We start from the raw sequence: 11,587 nt of genomic DNA, 5'->3' as shown, positions 1-11,587 counted from the left end.
GCCGCGCCGATGGTAGTGTGCACCTCGCATGCAAGAGTAGGTCACCGCCAGGGGCTTCATACCCAAACCCTCTCCCCCTCGGGAGAGGGTTTTTCTTTGCGCCTTCGTCGTCCATGCCTCATCCGGGGACGGCGCCGTGGCGCCGGCCCGGGAGGGCCGTGCGTTCGCGTAGAGGCCGCGCCAAGCCGTACCGCAGCGGAACGCCCCGTTCGGGCGGTGAAGCTCTCGTGAAAACCGCCAACCCCTTCTCACTTGGCGGGGCTTCCTGGTCGGAAGCTAGAGGCGTGGACAGAAGGACGCCAAGGCGGGCATGCAAGGCTTCCTCTCAGGCTGTAGGTCATCGTGTTCGCCTCTGTTCGCCGCATCGGCTTACCCCTCCTCATCTTGGTTGTCGGGATGGGCGGCACGATGCTGGCCGGCCACTTCCATGGACAATCCGTCCGTGACGAGAGCCTGTACCGTCAGCGCGAGCAGGCCAGCGCCTATCTGCGGAACCTCGAGCTCGGACTTGCCTCCATCACCGACTTCAACGAGGGGTTGGCGGCGCACGTCACCACCTCGCAGCCGCTGGACCGGCGCAGCTTCGATGGCTACATCGCCATCCGGGAGGCGTTCGCGCCCCAGCCGGGGCTGCAATCGGTGGTCTACCTGACCGGCGGTCGCGAAGGGCAAAGACCGGCTCCCGCCAGCCATGCGCCGACCGGGCGGCATCCGGGCGTCGGCTCGACCGATCGTCTGCAAGCCGACCACATGCTCCATGCGGTATCCACCGGCACCGCCGTGGATCAGGCCATTCCCGCCAGCCAGGCGGCCATGCGCGACGCCGCCGGCTCGGGCACCACGATCGCATTGCCCTATTCCGACGCCAGCGGCACGACCATGCTGGCGATCTTCACGCCGGTCTATGCGCCGGCGGGCCCCTCGACGCCCATGGGCGACGACGGCGGCGTGCTTGGCTTCGTGCGTTCGACCTTCGTGCTGGACGAGACGATCCGGCATGCCCTTGGCCGTCCGTTTGATCGCGCGCTGGACCTCGAGATCCAAGATGCGGGGATGGGCGGCAGGCTCCTCTACGACGACGACGGCGTGCGGCGCGCCGGGCAGCAGGAATCGCTGCTTGCGGCATTCACCGTGGAATTCGCGGGGCGGCGCTGGCAAGCGCAGTTCTTCCACAAGGCTAGCGGCGCATCGGCGTGGGAGGCCGGCGAGGGCCTGGTGCTGCTGAGCGGCCTGCTGCTCTCGGGCCTGCTCGCGCTCGCGGCCCACCAGGTCGGCCTGCGTCTGCGTCGACCCTATACCCACACCGTCTTCGCGCAGAACCTGCACAAGGCGTTCAAGCACCATCCCTTTGCCGTGTATTACCTCGACCTGCAACGCCGCTTCGTGAACGTGAACGAGAAGGCGCTCACGGAGTTCGGATTGAGCAGGGCCGAGCTGCTCGGAACGCGTTCCGAAGCGCTGATCGCGCCGGAGTTCCGTGACCTGGGTCGCCGGCATTGGGAAGCGGCCCTGCAGGGCACGGCGGCCTCCTATGACACGGTGCTGCAGGCGCCGGATGGCCGCCGGTTCGACGTGAACGTGGTGCTGGTGCCGATGATGTCCGGCGGCATCGTCGCCGGCGTGCTCGGCATCGTGGAGAACATCACCGAGCGCAAGCGGCAGGCACAGGCGCTTCAGCGGTCGCGGCGGACGCTGCAGTCGATCGTCGACAACCTCCCGCAGGAGGTGTTCTGGAAAGACATCGAGCGCCGCGTGGTGGGGTGCAACCGCAACTTCGCCCAGTTTCTCGGGCTGGACGAGGCGCGCATCATCGGCTGCACCGACGAGGAGCTGTGCGCCCGGCAGGCGCAGATCGACCCGGCGAGGATCGACGAGTACCGCGAGGAGGACCGACGAGTCCTCGAACGGGGCGAGGCGGTGGTGGGCGCCGAAATGCTCGTGCGCCGGCGGGACGGCAGCACGTTCTGGGCCCGCACCAGCAAGCTGCCGCTGCGCGATGCCGAAGGGCGCATCACGGGACTGCTGGGCGTTTCCGAGGACATCACCGAGCGCAAGCTCAACGAACTGAAGCTCGAACAGCTGGCCAACCACGACAGCCTGACCGACCTGCCGAACCGCGCCTTCTTCCTGCTTCAGCTGGAACGGACCCTGGCCGTCGCACCCGAGCGCCTCGCGGTGGTCTATTTCGACATCGACCGGTTCAAGTCGATCAACGACACCTGGGGACACGATATCGGCGACCAGGTGATCCGGGCCTTCGCGCGGCGCGTGCGGCGCCTGCTGCGGCCCAGCGACGTACTCGGACGCCTGGGCGGCGACGAGTTCGTGTTCTTTTCCGAGGGCCTTTCCCGCCGCGAGGTCGAGGGCATCTGCGAACGGCTGGTGGCCGCCGTACGCCGACCCATACGCGTGGACAGGAACCGGGTACTGCAGATCAGCACGAGCGTCGGCGTGGCGTTCCACCGCCCCGGCATGACTGCAGACGAGCTGCTGCGCGAGGCGGACCAGGCGATGTACCGCGTCAAGGCATCCGGCCGCGACGGCCTGCACGTGGCGCAGGGATAGGATCGGTGGCCACCGGCGGCCGCCGGCGCTTCAGAGCGCGTAGCCGAACTGCTCGTGGAACGCCGAGGCGAACTCGCCGTAGGTGAAGTACTGGTTCTGCGTGCCGGGATGCTCCACCTTGAGCGCGCCCATCAGCGAGGCCATGCGGCCGATCGTCGGCCAGTCGTAACCGTTCATGATGCCGAAGATGAGTCCCGCACGATAGGCATCGCCACAACCGGTGGGGTCGACCACCTGCCGCTCGCGTGCTGCCGGGATCTCGATCACCTGACCGCCGGTGTGGATCAGCGAACCGCGCGGCCCCAGCGTGACGATGTAGGCTTGCGTGCGGCTGGCGATCTGCTCGGCGCTCCAGCCGGTACGTTGCTGCAGCAGCTGCGACTCGTAGTCGTTGACGATGACGTAGTTGGCCTTGCCGATCATCGAGCGGAACTCGTCGCCGTTGAACAGCGGCATCGCCTGGCCCGGGTCGAAGATGAAGGGCACGCCACGCGCGGCGAAGTCGTCGGTGTGCTGCAGCATGGCCTCGCGCCCGTCCGGGGCCACGATGCCGAACTGCGCGTCGGCCACGTCGCCCACGTGGTTGTGGTGCGAGCTGGACATCGCGCCCGGGTGGAAGGCGGTGATCTGGTTGTTGTCCAGGTCCGTGGTGATGAAGCACTGCGGGGTGAACTGGTCCTCGAACACGCGCACGCCTTCCAGCCGGATGCCGCAGCGGAGCAGGTGCTCGCGGTAGGGACCGAAGTCCTGCCCCACGGTCGCCATCGGCAACGGGTCGCCGCCCAGCAACTTGAGGTTGTAGGCGATGTTGCCTGCGCACCCGCCGAACTCGCGGCGCATCTGCGGCACCAGGAACGAGACGTTCAGGATGTGGACCTTGTCCGGCAGGATGTGGTTCTTGAACTGGTCGGGGAACACCATGATGGTGTCGTAGGCCAGCGAACCGCAGATGACGGCTGACATTCGGATGGAACCCCATGAAGCGACGGACGGGAAGTCGTCCGGCAAACCCTGCAATCGTAGCGCGATGCGTTCGCCAAGGCGACCACCGATTGCGCCACGGCACCTCGGCGAGGCGCAGGAAATGCGCGCATCATCGCGTTCTGCAAGGGATTCTTAACGTCTTTGCGCTTGCGTGGGTGGGACCCGCTCACTAGACTGGCACGCTTACTTTTTTCCTTTTCCCAGCGGGCGCGCCAGGCCTCATGTTCAAGAAGTTTCGCGGCATCTTTTCCAACGACATCTCCATCGACCTGGGCACCGCCAACACGCTCATCTACGTGCGTGGGCAGGGCATCATCCTCAACGAACCCTCGGTAGTGGCGATCCGCCAGGATCGCGGCCCCGGCGGCCCGCGCGCCGTCGCGGCGGTGGGCAGCGACGCCAAGCGCATGCTCGGGCGCACGCCGGGCAACATCGCGACGGTGCGTCCGATGAAGGACGGCGTCATCGCCGACTTCACCATGACCGAGGCGATGCTGCAGCACTTCATCAAGCAGGTGCACAAGTCGCGCATGCTGCGGCCCAGCCCGCGCGTGCTGGTGTGCGTGCCGTGCGGCTCGACCCAGGTCGAGCGCCGCGCCATCAAGGAGTCGGCCGAAGGCGCCGGCGCCCGTGACGTGTTCCTGATCGAGGAGCCGATGGCCGCCGCGATCGGCGCCGGCATCCCGGTGCACGAGGCGCGCGGCGCGATGGTGCTGGACATCGGCGGCGGCACCTCCGAAGTGGCGGTGATCTCGCTCAACGGGATCGTCTACTCGCAGTCCGTGCGCGTGGGCGGCGACCGCTTCGACGAGGCGATCATCAACTACGTGCGCCGCAACCACGGCACGCTGATCGGCGAATCGACCGCCGAACGGATCAAGATCGAGATCGGCTGCGCCTTCCCGCAGAGCGAGGTGCGCGAGATCGAGATCTCCGGCCGCAACCTCGCCGAGGGCGTGCCGCGCATGTTCACGATCAACTCCAACGAAGTGCTCGAGGCGTTGCACGAGCCGCTGTCGGGCATCGTGGCGGCGGTCAAGTCGGCGCTGGAGCAGACCCCGCCGGAACTGTGCTCGGACGTCGCCGAACGCGGCATCGTCCTGACTGGCGGCGGCGCCCTGCTGCGCGACCTGGACCGGCTGATCTCCGAGGAGACCGGCCTGCACGTGCAGGTCGCCGACGACCCGCTCACCTGCGTGGCACGCGGCGGCGGCAAGGCGCTGGAGCTGATCGACCAGCACGGCAGCGATTTCTTCGCACCGGAGTGACCGGGGCACCGCCTGGTTTGCATCCTCTCCCCCGCGGGGAGAGGATCGGGGCCGGGGCGGGGTGCTCGCGACGGGGGGCGATCGAGGTGCGCTTGGATGTGGAACTGAGGCCGGCGCGGCGCTTCGGCCTTCGTCGCCTTCCCGACCGCAGGCGGGAAGCGCCTGAGGCCATGCGGGCTCGCCCCTCCGTGCGTCTTCGCGTCCGAGGGCGCGGCTTTTTCCTATCTGGGTTCGTTTGATGGGCCAGGATTCCTCGCCCCTGTTCGCCGGCTCCGTGGCCGGCACCCTGCGCCTGATCGGCTACCTTGCGCTGGCGGTGGTGCTGATGGTGCTCGACCAGCGCAACGGCTGGATGTGGCGCCTGCGCTACGGCGCCGCGGTCGCGGTGGAGCCGCTCTATCGGCTCGCCGGCCTGCCGGTGGAGGGCATGCGCACGCTCAGCGTGGCGTTCGCCGACCGCCAGCGGCTGACCGAGCAGAACCAGCGCCTGCGCGAGGACCTGTTGCTGGCGAACGCCAAGTTGAACCGCATGGCCAGCGTGGCCGAGCAGAACCAGCGCCTGAAGGAGCTGCTGGACACCCAGCGCAGCCTCGAGCTCAACGTGCAGCTCGCCCGCGTGGTCGGCGTCGACCTGGGGGCCTACCGTCACCGCCTGATGCTCAACGTGGGCGCCCGCGACGGCGTCAAGCCCGGCCAGCCGGTGATCGACGCCCACGGCGTGATGGGGCAGGTGGTCGAAACGCTGCCGACCACCTCGGTGGTGATGCTGGTCACCGACCCGAACAACGCGTTGCCGGTAACCATCGAGCGTACCGGCCTGCGCACCATCGCCTACGGCTCGCGCGACGGCGACCGGCTGAGCCTGCCGACCATCCCGATGGCCGCCGACGTGCGGGTGGGCGACCGCCTGCTCACCTCCGGCCTGGGCGGGCGCTTCCCGCCGGGCTTTCCGGTCGGCCGCATCGTGCAGACCGCGCCGGTGCCCAGCGGCATGTTCCTGGAGGCGCAGGCGCAGCCCGCTGCCGACATCAACCGCAGCGAGGATGTATTGCTGCTGCACGACCAGGCCGAGCCGGTCGGGCCGCCCGCGCCGGCCACGCCGGTGGGGCCGCCGGCCGAGCTGGCGCCGGCCGGTGCCGGCAGCGCTGCCTCGCCCCCACGCGCGAGGGGACGTACGCCATGAACCGCCAGCGACTCGCCCAGTGGTGGTTCGTGGGGACGCTGGTGTTCGCCCTGCTGGCGATGCTGGTGCCGCTGCCGGCCGCGCTGCAGCCGTTCAAGCCGTACTGGCCGGCGCTGGTGCTGCTGTACTGGGCGCTGGAATCGGGCGACCGGGTCACCCTCGGGCTGGCCTTCGTCACGGGCCTGGCCGCCGACCTGCTGGTGGGCGTACTGCTCGGCGAGCAGGCGTTGCGCCTGACCGCGCTGGTGTTCATCGCGTTGCGTTTCCGGTCGCGCCTGCGCTTCTTCCCGATGTGGCAGCAGACCCTGGCGGTGCTGGCGTTGCTCCTCAACGACCGTATCCTGCTCACCATCGTGCGCGTGTTCGCCGGCGATGCCCTGCCGCCGCCGAGCTGGTGGATCTCGCCTTTCGTCGGCGCCGCGCTGTGGCCGTTCCTGTTCCTGCTGCTGGACGACCTGCGCATGCGCCTGCGCATCCAGTGAGATGAAGAAACGTCGTGCCCTGAAGGACCCTCGCGGCGAGGCGGCGCTGTTCCAGCGGCGCTCGCTGGTCGGTTTCGCCCTGATCCTGCTCGGCCTGGTCGCGCTGTCGGGCCGCTTCTTCTACCTGCAGGTCACCCGCCACGCCGAGTTCGTCACCCGTTCGGAGAACAACCGCGTCAAGCCGCGGGTGATCCCCCCCGCGCGCGGCCTGATCTACGACCGCAACGGCGTGCTGCTGGCCGACAATGTGCCGGCCTTCCGGTTGGAAGTGGTGCCCGAGCAGGTGCCCGACATGAAGGCGATGCTGGCGCAGATCGGTTCGGTGGTGCCGCTGGATCCGGACGACATTGCCGATTTCAGGAAGCGGCTGCGGCAGAGCCGCCGCTTCGAGAGCGTGCCGCTCAAGATGCACCTGTCCGAGGACGACATCGCCCGCTTCGCGATCAACCGCTGGCGCTTCCCGGGCGTGGACGTGGTGCCGTACCTGACCCGCCACTACCCGTACGGCGACCTGTTCGCGCACGTGATCGGCTACGTCGGGCGCATCGACGCGGACGACCTCAAGCGACTGGACCCGGACCGCTACCAGGGCACCAGCCACGTCGGGCGCAGCGGCATCGAGCGCTCCTACGAGGACGTGCTGCACGGCACGCCCGGCTACGAGCTGGTCGAGGTCAATGCCGACGGGCGCACCCAGCGCGTGCTGGAGACCCACCCGCCGATCCCGGGCAAGAACCTGTACCTGTCGATCGACGTGCGCATCCAGAAGGCGGCCGCGGCGGCGTTCGAGGGACGTCCCGGCGCGGCGGTGGCGATCGATCCGCGCAACGGCCAGGTACTGGCGATGGTCAGCGTGCCGAGCTTCGATCCCAACCTGTTCGTCAACGGCATCAGCAGCGCCGACTACAAGGCGCTGACCACCGCGCCGGACAAGCCGCTGTACAACCGCGCGCTGCGCGGCATCTATCCGCCGGGCTCCACCGTGAAGCCGTTCCTGGCGCTGGGCGGGCTCGAGTACGGTGTGCGCCGTCCGGAGGACACCGTGCTCTCCACCGGCGAATTCTGCATCCCCGGCTCGACCTTCTGCCGCCGCGACGACAAGCGTGGCGGCGATGGCGTGGTGGACATGGTGCATGCGATCGAGAAATCGACCAACACCTACTTCTACAAGCTGGCGCTCGACCTGGGCATCGACCGCCTGAGCGAGTGGATGGGCCGTTTCGGCTTCGGCCGGAAGACCGGCATCGACCTCGACTCGGAGGAGACCGGGGTGCTGCCGTCGCGCGAGTGGAAGCAGGCGCACTCGCGCGAGCCGTGGTATCCGGGCGAGACGATCATCGCCGGCATCGGCCAGGGCTACTGGGCGGTGACTCCGCTGCAGCTGGCGCATGCGCTGTCGGTGCTCGCCGGGCAGGGCATTCCGCGCGCGCCCAGGCTGGTGATGGCGACCCAGGCGGGCGTCGACGCGCCCAAACAGCCGCTGCCCAACCCGCCGACCGGGCCTTCGCTGGTGAGCAAGCCGCAGAACCTCGAGGTGATCAAGCAGGGCATGGAGGCGGTGATCACCGGCGGCACCGGCAAGGGCCTGAACAAGGGCTTCCCGTACCCGATCGCCGGCAAGAGCGGCACCGCCGAACGCTTCTCGCGCACCACCTCGGCCTACGACACCAACAAGAACAATGCCTACCTGGCCAGCCGCCATCGCGCCTGGTTCGAGGCCTACGCGCCGGCCGACGATCCGAAGATCGCCGCGGTCGCCATGCTGGAGGCGGGTGCCTGGGGTGCGCAGGATGCCGGCCCGATCGTGCGCCGCATCCTCGACGCCTGGCTGGTCACCCAGGGCGGCGCGCCGGTCCAGCCGCTTCCCGAGGGCGCCAACCCGGCGCCGCCGAGCAGCGCGCAGATCGAGGACGTGCCGGCCGACACCGGAGTCACGCCATGATCCAGGCCCTGCAGGCGCGCGCGCGCCGCTTCCTGCGCCGCATCCTGACCCGGCCGCGGATCGATCTTCCGCTGGCGGCCGGCCTGTTCCTGCTCGCCGCGACCGGGCTGGTCACGCTCTACAGCGCCGGCGGCGGCGACCTCGGCCTGGTCGGCGGCCAGGCCGCGCGCTTCGTGCTCGGCGGCGCGCTGCTGCTGCTGATCTCGCGCATCCCGCCGAACGTGCTGCGCAGCTGGACGCCCTGGCTCTACGCCGGCAGCACCGCCCTGCTGGTGCTGGTGGCGATCCTGGGCGAGGGCCGCGGCGCCTACCGCTGGCTGGACCTGGGCTTCATGCGCTTCCAGCCCTCCGAGCTGCTCAAGCTGACCATGCCGATGATGGCCGCCTGGTACCTGCACCCGCGCCAGTTGCCGCCGAGCTGGAAGGACATGGCGGTGGTGGGCATGCTGATCGCGATCCCCGCCGGGCTGATCGCCGAGCAGCCAGACCTGGGCACCGCGCTGCTGGTCACCGGCGCCGGCGCGTTCGCCTTGTTCCTGGCCGGCGTGGCGTGGTGGCGCATCGGCCTGCTGGCCGGCGTGGCGGCCGCCATGGTGCCGATCGGCTGGCACTTCATGCACCAGTACCAGCGCGATCGCGTGCTGACCCTGCTCAACCCCGAGGCCGATCCCCTCGGCAACGGCTGGCACATCATCCAGTCGCAGATCGCGGTGGGCTCCGGCGGCATCTTCGGCAAGGGCTGGATGCACGGCACGCAGTCGCGGCTGGAGTTCCTGCCCGAGCACACCACCGACTTCATCTTCGCGGTGTTCTCGGAGGAGTTCGGCCTGGTCGGGGTGATCTGCCTGCTGGCGCTGTACGCCTTCATCATCGGCCGCTGCCTGTGGATCGCGATGGAGGCGCGCGACACCTATTCGCGCCTGCTCGCCGGCGCGATCGGCATGAGCTTCTTCGTCTACGTGTTCGTCAACGGCGGGATGATCGCCGGCATGCTGCCGGTGGTCGGCGTGCCGCTGCCGTTCATCAGCTACGGCGGCACCTCGGCAGTCAGCCTGCTGAGCGGCTTCGGCGTGCTGATGTCGATCCACGCCAACCGCAAGATGCATGACTGAGCCGCGCCAGCGAGCCGCCTGCATCGGGCCACGGAGCGCCCGTGCGCGCGTGTTAGGCTAGGGCGCCATGTCGATCCGCGCAGCGTCGCCGCCCATGGCCGTCCTCCGTTCGTGCCGCCTGCCTGGCGTGCTCGCCGCTCTCCTGCTGGCCGTCGCGCCGGCGCACGCCCAGAAGACCGTGCACCCCGGCCAGGTCGAGCTGGTGCGCGAGGTCGCCCGCGACACCGGCAAGGATCCGGCGCAGCTCGACGCGCTGCTGAGCGGCGCGCAGCGGCAGCAGTCGATCCTCGACGCGATCAGCCGCCCGGCCGAAGCCAAGCCGTGGAAGGACTACCGGCCGATCTTCATCACCCCCAAGCGCATCGACGAGGGTGTGGCGTTCTACCTCGCCCACCGCGCGCTGATCGAGCGCATCGCCGACCAGTACGGCGTCGCGCCGGAGTACATCGTCGCCATCCTCGGCGTGGAGACCTTCTACGGGCGCAACACCGGCAAGTACAAGGTGCTCGATGCGCTGGTCACGCTGGGGCTGTACTACCCGCCGCGCGCGGCGTTCTTCCGCGAGCAGCTGAAGGTGCTGCTGGAGCTCCCCGACAACCACCTGGCCGGTCCGCTGGACACGCTGACCGGCTCCTACGCCGGCGCGCAGGGCTGGGGCCAGTTCATGCCCTCGAGCATCCGCGACTTCGGCGTGGACGCGGACCACGACGGGCACATCGACCTGCAGGGCTCGCTGCCGGACATCCTGGCGAGCGTCGCCAACTACTTCGCCGGGCACGGCTGGGAGCGCGGCGGCCCGGTCGCCGCGCGGGCGCAGCCGGATGCCGCGCCGCGTCCGCTGGACGTGCCCGACGCGCAGCCGCGCTGGCCGCTGGAGCAGCTCGAGGCGTGGGGCTATGCGCCGCTGCAGGCGTTCGACCCGGGCCGGCCGACCAGCCTGCAGACGCTGCAGGGCGCGAACGGGCCGGAATACTGGTTCACCTTCCAGAACTTCTACGTCATCACCCGCTACAACCGGAGCCCGCTGTACGCGCTCGCGGTGCACCAGCTCGCCGAGGCGATCGCCCTGGGCGTGCGCTCGGCGGACGCGGTGCCGTGAACGGGCGCCTCCTCGCCCTGCTGCTGCCCGCCTTGCTGCTGGTCGGCTGCGGCACCTCCCGCCCGCGCCCCTCGCACGCGGGCGCGGGCGGGTCGCATGCGCAAGGGCGCCACGGCGGCTTCCGCGACGACATCAGCCGGCCGCAGTCGAGCCGCTACCGTGACAGCGACGACAGCGTGCCGCCGCCGATCGACGTCAGCCGCATTCCCGAGCCCGTCCCGAAGGTCGAGCCGCGTTCCCTGTACGGCAACAAGTCGCCCTACACCGTGCTCGGCAAGACCTACCGCGTGCTGCCCACCGCGCGTGGCTACGACGAGCGCGGCATCGCCTCCTTCTACGGCGCCAAGTTCCACGGCTACAAGACCTCCAGCCTGGAGGACTACGACATGTACGCCTTCAGCGCCGCGCACAAGACGCTGCCGCTGCCCAGCTACGCGCGCGTCACCAACCTGGAGAACGGCAAGAGCGTGATCGTGCGCATCAACGACCGCGGGCCCTTTCACGAGAACCGGCTGATCGACCTGTCCTACGCGGCTGCCGTGAAGATCGGCATCTGGCCCAAGGGCACCGGGCTGGTCGAGGTGCGCGCGATCGACCCGGCGCACCCGGACGAGGATCTCGCCCGGACGGGGGAACCCGGCGCGCCTGCGGCGGTCCCAACGGTCGACGCGCATGCGGCGATCTACCTGCAGGTGGGCGCGTTCGCCGACCTGGCCAATGCCGACCGCGTGGCGAGCAGGCTCCGTTCGGCCAGGCTGGCGCCGGTGCAGGTGATCGACGCGCAGGTGGACGGGCGCGACATCCGTCGCGTGCGGGTCGGTCCGCTCGCCGATGCCGAGCAGGCCGATCAGGTCGCCACACAGATCGAGCAGCTCGGCCTGCCGCGACCCCAGGTCGCGGTAGACTGAGCGATGCATTTTTCGCGCTGGCGCGCGGGGCGCCGGCCACCACG

9 protein-coding genes are annotated in these 11,587 nt (G+C 69.6%); 8 read left to right on the top strand and 1 reads right to left on the bottom strand.

Annotation, left to right across the window (positions count from 1 at the left end; genetic code table 11):
* Positions 1 to 396 precede the first annotated feature (396 nt).
* Positions 397 to 2,565 (top strand): diguanylate cyclase domain-containing protein, encoded by a 2,169-nt coding sequence (locus tag WAT24_RS16110; RefSeq protein ID WP_336808922.1) that lies wholly within the window; start codon positions 397 to 399, stop codon positions 2,563 to 2,565.
* A gap of 30 nt (positions 2,566 to 2,595) precedes the next feature.
* Here the strand turns inward: WAT24_RS16110 and WAT24_RS16105 are convergent, their stop codons facing one another.
* A complete protein-coding gene (locus WAT24_RS16105) occupies positions 2,596 to 3,528 on the bottom strand; it encodes a carbohydrate kinase family protein (RefSeq protein ID WP_336808921.1) in 933 nt (310 codons plus the stop codon).
* A 242-nt stretch (positions 3,529 to 3,770) separates the two neighbouring features.
* Between WAT24_RS16105 and WAT24_RS16100 the strand changes: the two genes are divergently transcribed.
* The 7 genes from WAT24_RS16100 (at position 3,771) to WAT24_RS16070 (ending at position 11,543) form a co-directional block, all read left to right on the top strand.
* The gene (locus WAT24_RS16100) at positions 3,771 to 4,817 is read left to right on the top strand and encodes a rod shape-determining protein (protein ID WP_336808920.1); all 1,047 of its coding nucleotides are present in this window, start codon (positions 3,771 to 3,773) and stop codon (positions 4,815 to 4,817) included.
* Positions 4,818 to 5,055: 238 nt separating this feature from the next.
* Positions 5,056 to 6,000, top strand: a complete 945-nt coding sequence (gene mreC / locus WAT24_RS16095; protein WP_336808919.1) for a rod shape-determining protein MreC — start codon at positions 5,056 to 5,058, stop codon at positions 5,998 to 6,000.
* Positions 5,997 to 6,482 (top strand): rod shape-determining protein MreD, encoded by a 486-nt coding sequence (gene mreD / locus WAT24_RS16090; RefSeq protein ID WP_336808918.1) that lies wholly within the window; start codon positions 5,997 to 5,999, stop codon positions 6,480 to 6,482. The genes mreC and mreD overlap by 4 nt, the downstream gene beginning before the upstream one ends.
* 1 nt (position 6,483) lies before the next feature.
* Positions 6,484 to 8,424: a penicillin-binding protein 2 gene (gene mrdA, locus WAT24_RS16085; protein ID WP_336808917.1), complete on the top strand. Its 1,941-nt coding sequence runs from the start codon at positions 6,484 to 6,486 to the stop codon at positions 8,422 to 8,424.
* Positions 8,421 to 9,536, top strand: a complete 1,116-nt coding sequence (rodA, locus tag WAT24_RS16080; protein ID WP_336808916.1) for a rod shape-determining protein RodA — start codon at positions 8,421 to 8,423, stop codon at positions 9,534 to 9,536. Before mrdA ends, rodA begins: the two co-directional genes overlap by 4 nt.
* Positions 9,537 to 9,630: 94 nt before the next feature.
* Complete coding sequence (mltB, locus tag WAT24_RS16075; RefSeq protein ID WP_336808915.1) at positions 9,631 to 10,635, top strand: lytic murein transglycosylase B; 1,005 nt, start codon at positions 9,631 to 9,633, stop codon at positions 10,633 to 10,635.
* Positions 10,632 to 11,543 carry a septal ring lytic transglycosylase RlpA family protein gene (locus tag WAT24_RS16070; protein WP_336808914.1) on the top strand — a complete coding sequence of 304 codons (912 nt, stop codon included), beginning with the start codon at positions 10,632 to 10,634 and terminating at the stop codon, positions 11,541 to 11,543. Before mltB ends, WAT24_RS16070 begins: the two co-directional genes overlap by 4 nt.
* Positions 11,544 to 11,587 lie beyond the last annotated feature (44 nt).

Origin of the sequence: Fulvimonas yonginensis (genome assembly GCF_037137055.1) — a bacterium.
Classification (GTDB): domain Bacteria; phylum Pseudomonadota; class Gammaproteobacteria; order Xanthomonadales; family Rhodanobacteraceae; genus Frateuria_A; species Frateuria_A yonginensis.
Note: the sequence above shows the minus strand (reverse complement) of the source record. Positions and strands in the feature narration are given on the sequence as shown.

What these genes read in the sequence shown, in the direction of transcription:
- mreD (WP_336808918.1), top strand. Translation starts at nt 5,997, where the DNA reads ATGAACCGCCAGCGACTCGCCCAGTGGTGGTTCGTGGGGACGCTGGTG.
- mreC (WP_336808919.1), top strand. Translation starts at nt 5,056, where the DNA reads ATGGGCCAGGATTCCTCGCCCCTGTTCGCCGGCTCCGTGGCCGGCACC.
- mltB (WP_336808915.1), top strand. Translation starts at nt 9,631, where the DNA reads ATGGCCGTCCTCCGTTCGTGCCGCCTGCCTGGCGTGCTCGCCGCTCTC.
- WAT24_RS16110 (WP_336808922.1), top strand. Translation starts at nt 397, where the DNA reads ATGGGCGGCACGATGCTGGCCGGCCACTTCCATGGACAATCCGTCCGT.
- mrdA (WP_336808917.1), top strand. Translation starts at nt 6,484, where the DNA reads ATGAAGAAACGTCGTGCCCTGAAGGACCCTCGCGGCGAGGCGGCGCTG.
- rodA (WP_336808916.1), top strand. Translation starts at nt 8,421, where the DNA reads ATGATCCAGGCCCTGCAGGCGCGCGCGCGCCGCTTCCTGCGCCGCATC.
- WAT24_RS16100 (WP_336808920.1), top strand. Translation starts at nt 3,771, where the DNA reads ATGTTCAAGAAGTTTCGCGGCATCTTTTCCAACGACATCTCCATCGAC.
- WAT24_RS16105 (WP_336808921.1), bottom strand. Translation starts at nt 3,528, where the DNA reads ATGTCAGCCGTCATCTGCGGTTCGCTGGCCTACGACACCATCATGGTG.